This window comes from Streptomyces sp. NBC_01255 (genome assembly GCF_036226445.1).
In the GTDB taxonomy this organism is placed as follows: domain Bacteria; phylum Actinomycetota; class Actinomycetes; order Streptomycetales; family Streptomycetaceae; genus Streptomyces.
Window position 1 is genome coordinate 7,266,232 of sequence record NZ_CP108474.1, and the last position, 15,607, is coordinate 7,281,838.

The window sequence follows — 15,607 nt, forward strand, 5'->3', positions numbered from 1 at the left end:
CCGCCATGTACGAGCTGTCCCGGGTCCGCCTCTACTCCATCGGCCCCGCCGGTGCGCGCTACGCCGACACCGTCCTGGACCTGCGGGGGGTCGGCGCGCCCGTTCCCCACCCCGCTCCCACCCAGGCGGAGTTCTTCGAGGACGAGCCGGTCGGCCCGCCGCGCCGCCCCGCGCCCGCGGGCGTGCTCTTCCTGGAGAACGGCGGCGGCAAGTCCGTCCTCCTCAAGCTGATCTTCTCGGTCATGCTCCCCGGCCACCGCAACACCCTCGGCGGCGCCAGCTCGGGCGTCCTGCGCAAGTTCCTCCTCGCCGACGACTGCGGACACGTCGCCCTGGAGTGGCAGCACACCCTCACGGGCGAACTCGTCGTCGTCGGCAAGGCCAGCGAGTGGCGCGGCCGTCAGGTCTCCAACGACCCGCGGAAGTTCGCCGAGGCCTGGTACTCCTTCCGTCCCGGCCCCGGACTCAGCCTGGACAACCTCCCCGTCGCCGAGGCGACCTCCGTCCGACGTCCCGTCGAGGGCGCCTCCGGAGCCACCGGCCGCCGCCGCACGATGAAGGGCTTCCGCGACGCCCTCACCGAGGCCGGCAAGGCCTACCCGCACCTGGAGGTCGTCTGGGAGGAGATCCACGACCGCTGGAACGAGCACCTCGGCGAGCTCGGACTCGACCCCGAACTCTTCCGCTACCAGCGCGAGATGAACGCCGACGAGGGCGAGGCCGCCGGCCTCTTCGCGGTCAAGAAGGACTCCGACTTCACCGACCTCCTGCTGCGCGCCGTCACCGACACCCGGGACACCGACGGCCTCGCCGACCTCGTCAGCGGCTTCGGCAACAAGCTCGGCCGCCGTGCCGAACTGACCGCCGAGCGCGAGTTCACGGCCGGCTCCGTCGACCTCCTCGGCCGCATCGTCGAGGCCGCCGGCACCCGCGCCCACGCCCGTGACGTCCACACGGCGGCCGAGCGGCGCACCCGTACCCTCGCCCGCCGGCTCTCCGCCCGCGCCGACGAGGAGCGCAGCCGCGCCGCCGAACTCGCCCAGCAGGTCACCTCGGCCTCCCACGCCGTCGCCGAGGCCGAGACCGCCCGCGGCCGCAGCGCCCTCATCTCCGCCGAACTCGCCTACCGGCACGCCTCCCTGGCCCTCACCGTCGCCGAGAAGGGCGCCGCGTCCCAGCGCCGCGAGCTCACCGACGCCCGCACCATGCACGCCGCCTGGCAGGCGGCCGAGGTCGTCCTCCGCCACCGCGCCGCGGGCGACCGCTCCGCGCGCGTGGCCGCCGCCATCCGCGAGGCCGAGCGCGACGCCGCCCCCGCCCTCGCGGCCCGCGCGGAGGCCGCGGCGGATCTCGTACGGGCCCTCGCCGCCGCCGCCGAGGAGGGCGAGCGGCACGCCGCCGAGGAGGAGGAGCGCTCCACGGCCCTCCAGGACGCGAGCGAGACCGCCCACCGTGATGCCACGGCCGCCGCCACCGAGGCCCAGCGGGCCCGCAGCGAGGCCGGCCACCTGCGCCAGCGGCTCGCCGAGGTCGAGCAGGAGACCGCGGAGGCGGTCCGGGCCGGCTGGCTCGACGACTCCGCGCCCGACGCCGACCCGGCCCGGGCCGCCCTCGCCGCGAGCGACGCGGAGAAGACCGCGGTCGCGGTCTGGGACACGGCCCGCGAGGCCGCCCGTACCGCTGCCGACCGCGCCCGCGAGGCCGCCGCCGCCGAGTCGCGCGCCGAACTCGCCGCCGCCCGCGCCGCGGACGCCGCCGAGGCCGCGGGGAACGCCTACGACGCGGAGCGCCGCGCCGCCGAGTCCCTCGCCTCCGAGGAACGGCTCGCCGAGCTGCTGAGCCTCCCGGCCGGCGGCTCGCCCCTCCCGGGCCAGCGCGCGGGCGCCACCGGCGGCGCCGGCACGCCCGAGGACCCCGCCGCGCAGGACGGCACCACGGACGCGACCGCCGAGGGCGGGACCGTCCCCGGCGCCGCGTTCGGCCTCCCCGCCGGGACCGCGACGGGCCCCCAGGGGCCGCTGACCGTCACCGAGTTCGACCGGTACGCCGACGAACTGCGCGGCATGCTCGACCAGGCCGTCACCTCGGCCGAGCGGCAGCTCTTCGAGCTGCGGACCGCCGCGGCCGACGACTCCCGCATCCTCGGCGCCCTCGGCGACGGCGGTCTGCTGCCGCCCGGCCCCGACGTCCTCGCCACCGTCGAGTACCTCGGCGAGCAGGGCATCCCCGCGCTCCCCGGCTGGCGCTACCTCGCCCAGGCCGTGGACCCCGCCGACCACGCCCGCGTCCTCGCCGCCCGCCCCGAGCTCGTCGACGGCGTCGTGATCACCGACCCCGTCTCGTACGGCCGCGCACGCGAGGTCCTCGGCACGGCGGCCCTGCTGCCCCGCTCCACCGTGGCCGTCGGCACCGCCGCCGCCCTGCTCGCCCCCGTACCGACGCAGGACACGGGCGAGGACAGCGGCGTCTTTCTGGTCCCGCCGAACCCCGCCATGCACGACGAGCAGGCGGCCGACGAGGAGCGGCACGCCCTGCGCGCCCGCGCGACCGCCCGTGACGAGGAGATCCGCACCCTCGCCGCCCGCCTCGCCGGCGACCGCGCCCTCGCCTCCCGGATCGGTGCCTGGCGCGCCGACTGCCCGCCCGGCATGCTCGCCGAGCTCGCGGCCGTCGCCGCGACCGCCCGCGAGACCGCGGAGGCCGCCGCCGCGACCCTCGCCGAGACCCGTACGGCACGCGGCGCAGCCGACGAGACCGCCGCCGAGGCGGCACACCTCCGGGACGAGCGCCAGGAGGCGGCCCAGCGCGCCCGCCGCGTCGCCGACGCCCTCGCGGGCCTCGCGTTCCGGCTGCGCGAGCGCTCCGCCTGGCAGGCCAAGCTCCGCGAACTGGCCGACGACGCCGCCGAGTCCGAGGCCCGTGCCCAGACCTGCCTGGAGCGTGCCCGCGCCGCCGACGAGGACCGCCGCGCGACCCAGCGCGCCGCCGACGACGCCCACCGCACCGCCCGCGCCCTGCGCGCCGAGCGTGCCGAGATCGCCGGCGCCCCCGACACCCTCCCCGAGGAGGACCCGGCCGCGCCCCGCACCGCGCTCCCCACCCTCCGCGAGGCCTACCGGGCCGCCTCCCAGCTGTACGAGAAGGTCGGCGTCGGCGCCGACCTGCGCGCCGAGCAGGCCCGCGCCGAGGGGGACGAGTCCGCCGCCCTCGCCGAGCTCGACCGCCTCACCAACAAGGTCCGCACCCGCGCCGAGCAGCTCCTGGAGTCCACCGACGGAGCCGACGGCCCGTCCCGGCAGGCGGCCGCGGCCCGCGCCGAGTCCCTCGTCCAGATGCTGGAGACGCGCGCCACGGAGGCGAGCGAGAAGCTCGGCCGGCTCCGGGGCGAGTCCGAGCGCCTGGCCCCCGAAGACGGCGAGGAGCACACCGAGCTGCCCGAGGACCGGGTGCCCGCCGACGCCGAACAGGCGCAGGCCCTGCTGCGTACCGCCACCGGCGAGCTCGCCTCCCGTACCGACGCCCTGGACGCGGCGCGCTCCGCGCACGCCGGGCTGCTCCGGGACCACCGGGCCGCCGAGGACGCGGCGGGCGGTTTCGACGAGACGGCGGCCCTCCTGCGCGACCTGCTCCGCGACCACGCCGACGAGGAGCGCGACGCGTCCGAGACGTACACCGGCACCCTGGAGGAGGCCCGCACGACGGCGGGCGAGGCGCGCCGTGCGCTCCGCGGATGCACCGCCGAACTCTCCGGCGCCGACGCCGCCGTGCGCGAGGCGAGCGACATCCTCGTCCGGCACGCCAACTCCACCCGCTACGAGCAGGTCCGCACCCCGGCGCGCCAGCAGATCCGCGAACTGCCCGCGTCCGCGCTGCCCGAGCACGCCGCCAAGTGGGCCGAGGCCTTCGCGCCCCGGCTCCGGGTCCTCACGGACGAACTGGCGCAGCTGGAGCGCAACCGCGACTCGATCGTGGACCGGCTCCGCGGTCTCGTGGAGTCCTCGCTCGCGACCCTCCGCTCCGCGCAGCGGCTCTCCCGGCTCCCGGAGGGGCTCGGCGAGTGGTCGGGCCAGGAGTTCCTGCGGATCCGCTTCGAGGAGCCCGACCAGGCCACCCTCGCGGAGCGGCTCGGCGAGGTCGTCGACGAGGCGACCCGCGCCGCCGTCAAGAAGAACTCCGACATGCGCCGCGACGGCATGTCCCTGCTGCTGCGAGGTGTTCAGGCCGCGCTCGAACCCCGGGGCGTCTCCGTCGAGATCCTCAAGCCGGACGCCGTGCTGCGCGCCGAGCGGGTGCCCGTCGGGCAGATGGGCGACGTCTTCTCCGGCGGCCAGCTGCTCACCGCGGCGATCGCCCTGTACTGCACGATGGCGGCGCTCCGCTCCAACGACCGGGGCCGCGACAAGCACCGCCACGCGGGCACGCTCTTCCTGGACAACCCGATCGGCCGCGCCAACGCCACGTACCTGCTGGAGCTCCAGCGGGCCGTGTCGGACGCGCTCGGTGTCCAGCTGCTGTACACGACGGGCCTGTTCGACACGACGGCACTGGCCGAGTTCCCGCTGGTGATCCGGCTGCGCAACGACGCCGACCTGCGGGCCGGGCTCAAGTACATCAGCGTGGAGGAGCACCTGCGTCCGGGCCTGCCGCAGGCGGCCGGGGAGGGTGAGTCGATCCACGGGGAGATCACGGCGACGCGGATGTTCCGCCGGCACGCCTCGGACGGCCCCACCGCGCCTCCGGCCGGCGCCTGACCCACGACAGAGCGGCCCGGCCCCCGCGACGGGGGACCGGGCCGCTCGTTCGTCCTGTCAGGCCGCTTCGGAGAGCGGAGAGGCCTCCGACCGGCCCTGCGAACGCCCCTCCGACCGACCCTGCGACCGGCCCTGCGACCGGCCCTCCGCGCGCCGCTCGCGGCGCAGCTGACGCGCCGTACTGCTCGGCTCCGACACGACGCCGTTGCGCTGACGCCACACCTGACGGGTGATCCAGACGTCGAGGACACTCCAGGTGGCCACGACCGTCGACGCCACCGAGCTGACCGTCATCGGGAACGCCAGCCAGGAGCCCGCGACCGTACAGTAGAAGGCCACCACCCCCTGGACGAGCGTCACCGACGTGATCATCACGGCGCGTACGGCGGCGGTACGCACCGGATCGGGCATCCGCTGCCGGCCCTTCTCGTCGTCCACCCACAACTGCCGCGCCGACCGCGACTCGTCTTCCATCGTCCTGTCACTCCCCACCGCTGAACGCCTCCAGGGGTGGCTGCCCGTTGTGAGTGCCTTTACGCGGACAGGACCCTCCCCGCACTTAATGACGCACGAGACGGGGAAAAGGTTTCGCCTGAATCTGACCGGAACGCACAGTTCCAGCCATCTCCGCAGGCCGGAGAAATGGCACACCATCAGGTGTCCTGTGCCACAGTGGCCGATCCCAACTCCCCGAATACCAGGACATCTCATGATCAACGCTCACTCGACAGGCTGAAAATCGTCCGGACATGCCTTCGAGATGGCCGTGATGCAGTAGTAGGCTCACGCCGCCATTTGTTTGAAACCGAAGGTTGACGCCGTGTGTTGACGCGCGACGTCACGAACGTGAAGGACCTCCGTGGCGCGCGGGGGCCGAGCTGGGGGAGGCCATGCGCTTTCGCGGGAAGTCCATCCGCCGGAAGATCGTGGCGTTGCTCCTCGTACCGCTCGTCTCCCTGACCGGCCTGTGGGGCTTCGCGACGGTCCTGACGGGCCGCGAGGCCGACCAGCTCCTCGACGTCGGCTACATCGTCGACAAGATCGGCTACCCGCTGGAGGACACCGCCCGCGTCATCCAGCTCGAACGCCGCCAGTCGCTCATCTACCTCGCCGACCCCCGGGGTTCCACGGCCCTCGCCTCCCTGCGCGAGACCCGCCGGGCCACCGACCGGCAGATATCCCGGATCCGCGCGAACGCCGCCGAGCCGGGGGTGCGCGAGGAGATGCGACCCGTCACCACTCAACGGCTCAACTCCCTCCTCGAAGCGCTCGACGACCTCGAGTCGCTGCGCCGCTCCGTCGAGAAGCGCGGCATCGGCCGGATCCAGGCCCTCGAGTTCTACAATCGGCTCGTCGACCCCTGCTACGGCTTCCTCATCACCCTCCACGCCCTCGAGAACGTGGAGATGGACAAGCAGGGCCGCGCCCTCGTCGGTATCACCCGCGCCCGCGAGGTGCTCTCCCGCGAGGACGCCCTCATCATCTCCGCGCTCGTCGCGGACCGGATCACCGCCCCGGAGATCCGCGAGATGACCGACCTCGTCGCCAACCGCGAGCAGTTCTACGAGGTCAACCTCGAACTCCTGCCGACCAGCGAGCGCGAGCGCTTCGAGAAGTACTGGGCCGGCCCCGAGACCACCGCGCTGCGGGCCGCCGAGAAGGCGATCATCGACGAGGGGCCCACCGACGAGCCGCGCGCCGTCACCGCCGCGTACTGGCAGGAGGAGGCGAGCCCCGTCCTGGACGACCTCGCCCGCGAGAACACCGCGGCGGGCGACCGCTACCAGGACCGCGTCCAGCCCGCCGCCTACAGCGTGCTCCTCAAGGTCGGCGTCGCCGGTGTCCTCGGCTTCCTCGCCCTGCTCGCCTCGATCGTCATCTCCGTCCGCATCGGCCGCTCGCTCGTCCACGACCTGCGCCGCCTCCAGAAGGAGGCCCAGGAGGTCTCCGGCGTGCGGCTGCCCAGCGTCATGCGCCGACTCGCCGCCGGCGAACACGTCGACGTCGGGACGGAAGTGCCCCACCTCCGGTACGGGGAGGACGAGGTCGGCCAGGTCGGCCAGGCCCTCAACACCCTCCAGCGCGCCGCCGTCGAGGCCGCCGTCAAACAGTCGGAACTGCGCCGCGGGGTCTCCGAGGTGTTCGTCAACCTCGCCCGCCGCAACCAGGTCCTGCTCCACCGTCAGCTCACCCTCCTCGACACGATGGAGCGGCGCACGGAGGACACCGACGAGCTTGCGGACCTCTTCCGGCTCGACCACCTCACCACCCGCATGCGCCGGCACGCCGAAGGCCTCGTCATCCTGTCCGGCGCAGCCCCCTCCCGCCAGTGGCGCAAGCCCGTCCAGCTCATGGACGTGGTCCGCGCCGCCGTCGCTGAGGTCGAGGACTACGAGCGGATCGAGGTGCGCCGACTGCCCCGCCTCGGCGTGGGCGGCCCCGCCGTCGCCGACCTCACCCACCTCATCGCGGAACTCCTGGAGAACGCCACGGTGTTCTCGCCCCCGCACACCGCCGTGCAGGTGCTCGGCGAGCGCGTCGCCAACGGCTTCACCCTGGAGATCCACGACCGCGGCCTCGGCATGAACGCCGACGCGCTGCTCGACGCCAATCTCCGGCTCGCCGAGACCCCCGAGTTCGAGCTCTCGGACACCGACCGCCTCGGCCTCTTCGTGGTCAGCCGGCTCGCCCAGCGCCAGAACGTCCGCGTCTCGCTCCAGACGTCCCCGTACGGAGGGACCACCGCGGTCGTCTTCATCCCGGCCGCGCTGCTCACCGACGCGCCCGAGACCCAGGGCGCCGGATTCCGCCTGGACCGCAAGGCCGGGGGCCGCGATCCCGCGGACGCCAGGACGCCGGACGGTACGACCCCGGACGGCACGTCCCTGGAACGCGCCGGCACCGCCGACGGCGCCGGCCGCCTCGGCGGGGACACCGCCGGTCCCACCCCGCTGCCCACGCGCCGTCCCGTGCTCGCCCGGGTCCCCGACGTGACCGAGGTCCCCGGCGTCCTGGACGGACCCGTCGAGCTGGAGGCGCCGCTCGACGCCGACGAGTTCGACGTGCTCTTCGACCGGTCCGCGGCGGACCTCCTCGACACCGAGAGCGAGCGCGGCGGCCTCTTCCGGCCCCGCGACCGCCGCCGCTCCGGCCTCGCCCCGGCGGGCGAGCAGCACCAGCAGGCTCCCGACCAGACGACCGGCCGCGGCGAGGACGACGCGCACGCCGAAAGTGCCGGACGTGGCCCCGTACCGCTGCCGCGCCGGTCCACCCCCACGCTGATCGTGGACCGCGGCCGCCGTGTCGACGAGCCCGGCAGGGCACACCCCGCGCCGGGCCCCGACGCCGCGCCGGGCCCCGAACCCGTGGCGCGCCCCGAAGCCGCACCTGTCCAGGGACCCACCCTCGTTCCCGTACCACCGGAGGGTTCCGTGGCGCCGGAGGCCCCCGAACCGTTCGGCGGGCTGCCCCGCCGCGTCCGCCAGGCCAACCTCGCGCACCAGCTGCGCCGGCCCGCCCCGCAGGACGACCCGGCCGACCGTGGCACCGGAGCGGGCGCCGGCGACCGTACGGCCGTCGGCGCCGCCGGACCCGACTCCTTCGAGCGCGACGCCGAGGAGGTACGCGCCCGCATGGCCGCCATGCAGCGCGGCTGGCAGCGCGGACGACAGCACACAGCGGACCCGGACGACACGTCAGCACCAGGAACGACACCCGAGGGGGACGGTCGATGACCGCACCGAACGCCGCAGCACCCAGCACCACCTCCGCATTCGGCCACGGAAACGGCGAGCTGAACTGGCTCCTCGACGAACTCGTCCAGCGGGTCGGGTCCATCCGCAAGGCCCTGGTGCTCTCCAGCGACGGGCTGCCCACCGGCGCCTCGCAGCAGTTGACCCGCGAGGACGGCGAGCACCTGGCCGCGGTGGCGTCCGGCTTCCACAGCCTCGCCAAGGGCGTCGGCCGGCACTTCGAGGCGGGCAGGGTCCGCCAGACGGTCGTCGAGCTGGAGGACGCCTTCCTCTTCGTCACGGCCGCCGGCGACGGCAGCTGCCTGGCGGTACTCGCCGACGCCGACTCCGACGTCGGCCAGGTCGCCTACGAGATGACCCTGATGGTGAAGCGGGTCGGGGCCCACCTCACGACGGCCCCCCGGACCGGCCTGCCCTCCGGAGGGTGAGTGGGACGGCATGAGTGACGCAGCCGAGTCGAACGCAGCCGAGCCGGACCAGGTGGCCGGGGACAGACCCCCCGGCCACCACCACTGGTTCGACGCCGATGCCGGGCCGGTGGTCCGTCCGTACGCGATGACCCGCGGCCGGACCAGCGCCGCCACCCGCCACCGGCTCGACCTGATCGCGCTGGTGGTCCCCGAGCCCGCCGCCGACGACCCCGGCCGCGACCAGACGCTCTCCCCGGAACACGTGGAGATCGTCGAACGCTGCTCCGAGCAGCCCCAGTCGATCGCCGAGCTCGCCGCAGGACTCGACCTCCCCGTCGGGGTGGTCCGGGTCCTCGTCGGCGATCTTGTCGAGGACGAACTCGTCCATGTGACCCGCCCCGTTCCGCCGGCCGAACTGCCGGACGTGAGCATCCTTCGCGAGGTGATCAATGGCCTTCGGGCGCTCTAGCCGCAAGAAGCCGCTCGTCGAGCCGGTGACCCTGAAGATCCTCGTCGCAGGCGGGTTCGGGGTCGGCAAGACGACGCTGGTGGGCGCGGTCAGCGAGATCAGGCCCCTGCGCACCGAGGAGATCCTCAGTGAGGCGGGGCGGCCCGTCGACGACCTTCACGGCGTCGAGAACAAGACCACCACCACGGTCGCCATGGACTTCGGCCGGATCACCCTGCGCGAGGACCTCGTCCTGTACTTGTTCGGGACCCCCGGCCAGGACCGCTTCTGGTTCCTGTGGGACGAGCTCGCCCAGGGCGCGCTCGGCGCGATCGTCCTCGCGGACACCCGCCGCCTGGAGGACAGCTTCGCGGCCATCGACTACTTCGAGCGGCGCGGCATCCCCTTCACGGTCGCTGTCAACTGCTTCGAGGGGGCCCGGCGGTTCCCGGCCGAGAGCGTGCGAGGGGCGCTCGACCTGGACCCCGAGGTCGAGCTCCTGATGTGCGACGCCCGCGACCGGGAGTCGGTGAAGAACGTCCTCGTGGCGGTCGTCCAGCACGCCCTGGTCCTCGCGGACAGGAGCCACGCGCCGGCCGGCACCTGAGGGACCCCCTCCTTACGGAGGGGGTCCGGCGGGGGGTTCAGCGAGGAGCTCAGCGGGGTTCAACGGGGGTTCAGCGCACCGCCACGACCGCCGACCCGTGCCCGAACAGGCCCTGATTCGCGGTGATGCCGACCCGCGCCCCGGGCACCTGCCGGTCGCCCGCCGTGCCCCGCAACTGCCAGGTCAGCTCGCAGACCTGGGCGATCGCCTGTGCGGGCACGGCCTCCCCGAAGGAGGCGAGGCCGCCGCTGGTGTTGACCGGAAGCCGGCCGCCCAGCGCCGTGACGCCCTCGCGCAGCAGCTTGGCGCCCTCGCCCGTCCCGCACAGCCCGATGTCCTCGTACCACTCCAGTTCCAGAGCGGTCGACAGGTCGTAGACCTCCGCCAGGGACAGGTCCTCGGGCCCGATCCCCGCCTCCTCGTACGCGGCCCGCGCGATCGAGGCGCGGAAGCCGTGGGGCGCGGGGGAGACCGCGGCCGCCGAGTCGGTCGCGATGTCGGGCAGGTCGAGCACCGCCTTGGGGTACGTGGGGGAGACCGTGGACACGGCCCGCACCCGCACCGGATCGGGCCGCCCGTGCCGGCGCGCGAACTCCATGCTGGACAGGACGAGCGCGGCGCCCCCGTCCGAGGTCGCGCAGATGTCGAGGAGCCGCAGCGGATCGGCGACGACGGCGGAGGCGGCGACCTCCTCGGCGGTCACGCGCGTGCGGTAGCGGGCGAGCGGATTGAGCGCGCCGGCCGCCGCGTTCTTCACCTTCACCTGGGCGAAGTCCTCGGTCGTGTCGCCGTACAGGGCCATCCTGCGGCGGGCGTAGAGCGCGAAGTACGCGGGGTTGGTCGCTCCGAGCACCCGGAACCGCAGCCAGTCCGGATCGTCCGGCCGCTCGCCGCCGGCCGGGGCGAGGAACCCCTTCGGCGTCGCGTCCGCGCCGACGACCAGGACCACGTCCGCGAGCCCCGCCAGGATCTGGGCGCGAGCGGTCCCGATGGCCTGCGCGCCCGAGGCGCAGGCCGCGTACACGCTGGTGACCCGCGCCCCCTGCCAGCCGAGGGCCTGGGCGAAGGTCGCCCCGGCCACGTAACCCGGGTAGCCGCACCGCATGGTGTCCGCGCCGACGATGGAGCCCACGTCCTCCCAGCCGAGCCCGGCGTCGGCGAGCGCGGCGCGGGCGGCGGCCGTCCCGTAACTCACGAAACTCCGGCCCCACTTGCCCCACGGGTGCATTCCGGCACCGAGGACGGCGATGTCGTTCACGACAGTTCCTCCCGTTCCTGCCGCGCGACGGGCCGCCAGTTCCAGGTGGTCCAGACGTGCACGTCGTCGTCGTTGAGGACCCCCGGCACCACCTCGACCTCCGTGCCCACCGCGAGATCGGCCGGCCGCACCCCGGGGGCCGCCTGCCCGAGGACCACCATCGCCTCGGCCGCCAGCTCCACGGCCACGAGCGTGTACGGCTCCCAGGGCGCGTCCGGATCGGAGACGTACGGGGCGGGCGGCCGGTAGCGGCCGTCCGTGTACGACCAGACCCGGCCGCGCGGCGAGAGCGGCACCTCGGCGAGCTCACCGCCGCCGGGGCACCCCGGGTTGCGGCACCAGTCGTCCTCACGCGGGAAGAAGACCGAGGTGCAGGCCGTGCAGCGAGTTCCGAGCAGCCGGAACTCTGCCTCCGGCACCGAGTCGTCGGTGAACCACCGGGCCACCACCGGTCTGCGCGTCCGTGTCATCGAACCCTCCACTTCTGACGAACCGTCAGAAGTGTGGCACGGGCGCCCCGGGCGGGAAAGACGTCAGTGCCCGGCCACCGACCTCCGTGCCACCGGGAAGTCGAAGAACGTGCTCGGGAACGGCTCCGGCTTGAAGGTGAAGTGCCACCACTCCTCGGGCAGGTTCACGAACCCCTGCTCCGCGAGAAGGCCCTTGAGGAGCTGCCGGTTGGCCCGCTGCTCGCCCTGGATCCGCGGGTCGTCGGTGTGCGAGCGGGTGTCGAAGCAGTCGTACCCGGTCCCCATGTCCACGGAGTTGTCCGGGAACCGCTCCTCCCGCGGCGCGTAGCACTCGGTCAGTTCCTCGCCCGGCACGTACGCGCGCGTGGGCACCGCCGGCAGCCGCACGATCGTCAGGTCCACCGTCGAACCGCGGCTGTGCCCGGACTTCTCCGCGATGTAACCGTCAGCGAACAGCCTCGACTTGTCGACGAGCGGATAGAACTCCTCCTTCATGCGCTCGTCCTCCAGGTCCTTCGCCCAGCGCACGAAGTGGTCGACGGCCCGCTGCGGCCGATAGCAGTCGTACACCTTGAGGGTGTAGCCCCGGGCAAGGAGACGCACCTGCGCGCGGTGCAGCGCCTCGGCGGCCGGCCGCGTCAGGATGCAGAGCGGCTGCCGGTAGCCGTCGATCGGCTCGCCCACGAAGTTGTGCGCCGTCGTGTAGCGCATCTCCTGGACGATCGTCCGGTCCACCGAGCTCAGGGCCACGAACTCCCGTGGGGCTTTGGGCTCCGGCGCGGCGGAGGCCGGGGAGGCGGGGGCGGCGACGGCGCCCGTCACGGCGAACAGACCGGCCGCGGCGGTGACGGCGAGGGTACGAAGAGCGGAAGCAAGTCCTGTCATGCGCACCGTCTATCAGTTCCGGCAGCGCCGGGAAAGGGTGATCGCATACCGTCGGCCCGTGATGGACTCCCACAGCTCCCACTGCTCCGCCTGCGGCGCCGCCCACTCGGCCGGCGCAGGCTGGCCCCGCACCTGCCCGGCCTGCGGTCACACCGCCTACCGCAACCCGCTGCCCGTCGCCGTCGCCCTCCTCCCCGTCACGGACGGGGGCCGGGGGACGGGACTCGTCGTCATCACCCGCACCATCGAGCCGCAAAGGGGCGGGATCGCCCTCCCCGGCGGCTTCATCGACCACGCCGAGGACTGGCGCACCGCCGTCGCACGGGAACTGCGCGAGGAGACCGGCATCCAGGCCTCCGCCGGGGACGTCCGGCTCGCCGACGCGATGAGCTCCCCGGGCGGCCACCTCCTGCTCTTCGGCCTGCTCCCACCACGCCCCGCCACCGCGCTCCCGCCCTCGGCGCCCACGGACGAGACCAGCGGTCACCACCTGCTCCAGGCACCCGAGGAGCTGGCCTTCCCGCTCCACACGGAGGCGGTACGGAAGTGGTTCGCGGGGGAGTACCGCTGAGGTGACGTCACCTCAGCGCCCCCGCACCGGCAGCCCGACCCCTCACAACCCCCGCACCCGCACCGGCAGCCCCACCGCCTCCACCCCGTCGTCCGTCACCCGCTCCACCACCACCCGGCCGTCCACGAGCCGTGACTGGTAGCGCTCGATCTCGGCCGGCTCCCAGCCGTCCCCGGTGTCCCGGACGACGAGCCCGCCGCCCGTCCGCCCCGCCGCGGGCGCCCACACCTCCAGAGCCGGTCCGTCCCCGTCGCCGCGCACCGGGAGCACCGCCCCCGCCCGGGCAAGCACCGGCACCCGCGACAGCGGTGCGTCGAGCAGCACCTGCCCCGGCCCCTCGTACGCCTGCCCCGTCGCCGTGTCGTACCAGCGGCCGTGCGGCAGCCGCACCGCCCGCCGGTCCGCGCCCCGCGTCAGGACAGGCGCCACCAGCAGCGCGTCCCCAAGGAGGAACGCGTCCTCGCAGTCGCGCAGCGCCCGGTCCTCAGGTGTCCCCCACCACACCGGACGGACGTACGGCGCGCCCGTCATCCGGGCGAGCCGGGCGAGCGTCTCGAAGTACGGCCGCAACCGCTCCCGCTCGGCCAGGGCCACGCGCGCGTGCTCCAGGACGTCGGGACCGAACTCCCAGGGTTCGCGCCGCCCCGCGTCGATCGCCGAGTGGGTACGGAAGAACGGCAGCCACGCCCCCAGCTGGAACCAGCGCAGGTACAGCTCGGGCGACGGACTCCCGTCGAAACCGCCCACGTCCGGCCCCGAGTACGGCACGCCGCACAGCCCGAGCCCCAGCACCAGGGAGAGCGAGGCCCGCAGCCCCGGCCACCCGGTCGACACGTCGCCCGACCAGGTGCCGCCGTACCGCTGCATGCCCGCCCACCCGGAACGGGAGAACAGGAAGGGCCGTTCGTCGGGCCGCAGCCGGCGCAGCCCGTCGTACCCGGCCCGGGCCATCGTGAGCCCGTACACGTTGTGCGCCTCCCGGTGGTCACCGCCCCGCCCGTCCAGCGCGTGCCGCGCCGAGCGCGGCAGCGTCATGTCGCCGAAGGGCGCGAAGGACACCGGCTCGTTCATGTCGTGCCACACCCCGGCGAAGCCCTGCCGGAGCCGCTCCTCGTACAGCCCGCCCCACCACTCCCGTACCGCCGGATCGGTGAAGTCCGGATACGCGCACTCGCCCGGCCACACCTCCCCGCGGACCTCCTTGCCCCGGGCGTCCCGCACGAACGCCCCGACCGCCCGCCCGCCGTCGTACACGGCGTCCCCCGGTGCGGCCTTCACCGCCGGGTCCACGATCGACACGAGCCGGACGCCCTGCTCCCGCAGCTCCGCCGCGAGCCCCGGCAGGTCCGGGAACCGCTCCCGGTCCACGGTGAACACCCGGTGCCCGTCGTAGTGGTCGATGTCCAGGTGTACGGCGGACAGCGGGAGTCCCCGCTCCCGGTACCCGGCGACCACCCGCCGCACCTCCCGCGCGCTGCCGAAGCCCCAGCGCGCGTGCTGGGGCCCGAGCGCCCAGGACGGCGGCAGCGCGGGCGCGCCCGTCAGCGCCGCCCAGCCGTGCAGCACGCGCGCGGGGGTGCCGACCACCACCCAGCAGCGCAGCGGCCCGCCCCCCATCCGGACCTCGCTGGTCCCCGGCCGGTCGTGCCCCGACCCGGCACCCTCCTCGCCCTCGGCGAGGGTGACCCGCCCGTCCCAGGAGTTGTCGTGGAAGGCGAGGTGCGTCCCGGCGTCCGAGACGACGAACTGCACGGGCATGGTGAGGTACAGCGGATCGTCCCCGGGGACGAAGCCCCCCTTGGGGTCGGTGTTCCACAGCCGGTACGAACCGTCCCGCAGGCGCGGCCCCGCCGCCCGCCCACCGAGCCCGAAGAACCGCGCGTCCGCCGGCACCTCACTGCGCTGCACCCACCGCGCCGAGGGGACCGCCCCCGCCACCGCCACCGGCTCCCACCACCGCGGCGGCAGGTCCCGGCGCAGCATCACCCCGCCCGGCGTCCGGATCTCCACCGCCCCGTGACGGGAGACCGCCACCGTCACCCGCTCCGAGACGATCCGCCACCCGCCGTCCGTGTCCGGCTCCAGGGCGGCCCGCGGGTCGGGTTCCGGCGCTTCGCCGGCCAGCGCGTACGACGGCAGGGGCTCGGCCCCGTCCCACCCCCAGAACACCGCGCCGCCCACCGACACGGAGATCCGCAGCGAGGAACGCGCGAACCGGACGATCCCCCCGCCCGGCAGCGCCTCCCCCTCCGTCGCGAGCCCCGGCACCCGTGCCCGCTCCGCCCCCTTCGGCGGCAGCCCCCACGCGTCCGCACGCCGCTGCCGCCAGGCCGCCCGCACCGTCCGCAAGCCCCGCGCCGAGCCGAACACCTTGATCGAACGCACCAGTTCCCGACCGTCCATGGTGATCACCCTGCCACCCACCAGGGGCGATACGAGCTCCGTTCAACTGTCG

Annotated in this window: 11 protein-coding genes; 6 read left to right on the plus strand and 5 right to left on the minus strand. The window is 74.5% G+C overall.

Annotation, left to right across the window (positions count from 1 at the left end; genetic code table 11):
- Nucleotides 1-5 precede the first annotated feature (5 nt).
- Nucleotides 6-4,751: a hypothetical protein gene (locus tag OG357_RS32960; RefSeq protein WP_329624586.1), complete on the plus strand. Its 4,746-nt coding sequence runs from the start codon at nucleotides 6-8 to the stop codon at nucleotides 4,749-4,751.
- 57 nt (nucleotides 4,752-4,808) lie between these two features.
- Here the strand turns inward: OG357_RS32960 and OG357_RS32965 are convergent, their stop codons facing one another.
- The gene (locus OG357_RS32965) at nucleotides 4,809-5,225 is read right to left on the minus strand and encodes a hypothetical protein (RefSeq protein WP_329624587.1); all 417 of its coding nucleotides are present in this window, start codon (nucleotides 5,223-5,225) and stop codon (nucleotides 4,809-4,811) included.
- 416 nt (nucleotides 5,226-5,641) lie between these two features.
- Here OG357_RS32965 and OG357_RS32970 point away from each other — a divergent pair, with 416 nt between their 5' ends.
- From OG357_RS32970 to OG357_RS32985, 4 genes are read left to right on the plus strand one after another with little or no spacing between them, the layout of a single operon-like run.
- Nucleotides 5,642-8,485, plus strand: a complete 2,844-nt coding sequence (locus tag OG357_RS32970; RefSeq protein ID WP_329624588.1) for a sensor histidine kinase — start codon at nucleotides 5,642-5,644, stop codon at nucleotides 8,483-8,485.
- Nucleotides 8,482-8,931 carry a roadblock/LC7 domain-containing protein gene (locus OG357_RS32975; protein ID WP_141302207.1) on the plus strand — a complete coding sequence of 150 codons (450 nt, stop codon included), beginning with the start codon at nucleotides 8,482-8,484 and terminating at the stop codon, nucleotides 8,929-8,931. Before OG357_RS32970 ends, OG357_RS32975 begins: the two co-directional genes overlap by 4 nt.
- Nucleotides 8,932-8,941: 10 nt before the next feature.
- Nucleotides 8,942-9,382 (plus strand): DUF742 domain-containing protein, encoded by a 441-nt coding sequence (locus OG357_RS32980; RefSeq protein ID WP_329624589.1) that lies wholly within the window; start codon nucleotides 8,942-8,944, stop codon nucleotides 9,380-9,382.
- The gene (locus OG357_RS32985; protein ID WP_317593713.1) at nucleotides 9,363-9,968 is read left to right on the plus strand and encodes a GTP-binding protein; all 606 of its coding nucleotides are present in this window, start codon (nucleotides 9,363-9,365) and stop codon (nucleotides 9,966-9,968) included. Before OG357_RS32980 ends, OG357_RS32985 begins: the two co-directional genes overlap by 20 nt.
- Before the next feature lie 70 nt (nucleotides 9,969-10,038).
- Here the strand turns inward: OG357_RS32985 and OG357_RS32990 are convergent, their stop codons facing one another.
- From OG357_RS32990 to OG357_RS33000, 3 genes are all read right to left on the minus strand, one after another.
- Entirely contained in the window at nucleotides 10,039-11,196 is a 1,158-nt protein-coding gene (locus OG357_RS32990; RefSeq protein WP_329625767.1) for a lipid-transfer protein, read from the minus strand.
- Between the two features lie 26 nt (nucleotides 11,197-11,222).
- Complete coding sequence (locus tag OG357_RS32995) at nucleotides 11,223-11,696, minus strand: Zn-ribbon domain-containing OB-fold protein (protein ID WP_329624590.1); 474 nt, start codon at nucleotides 11,694-11,696, stop codon at nucleotides 11,223-11,225.
- Between the two features lie 63 nt (nucleotides 11,697-11,759).
- Complete coding sequence (locus OG357_RS33000) at nucleotides 11,760-12,581, minus strand: M15 family metallopeptidase (protein ID WP_329624591.1); 822 nt, start codon at nucleotides 12,579-12,581, stop codon at nucleotides 11,760-11,762.
- 61 nt (nucleotides 12,582-12,642) lie between these two features.
- Between OG357_RS33000 and OG357_RS33005 the strand changes: the two genes are divergently transcribed.
- Nucleotides 12,643-13,152, plus strand: a complete 510-nt coding sequence (locus OG357_RS33005; protein ID WP_329625768.1) for an NUDIX domain-containing protein — start codon at nucleotides 12,643-12,645, stop codon at nucleotides 13,150-13,152.
- Between the two features lie 42 nt (nucleotides 13,153-13,194).
- Here OG357_RS33005 and OG357_RS33010 read toward each other — a convergent pair whose 3' ends face one another.
- The gene (locus tag OG357_RS33010; RefSeq protein WP_329624592.1) at nucleotides 13,195-15,555 is read right to left on the minus strand and encodes a glycoside hydrolase family 31 protein; all 2,361 of its coding nucleotides are present in this window, start codon (nucleotides 15,553-15,555) and stop codon (nucleotides 13,195-13,197) included.
- Between the last annotated feature and the right edge of the window lie 52 nt (nucleotides 15,556-15,607).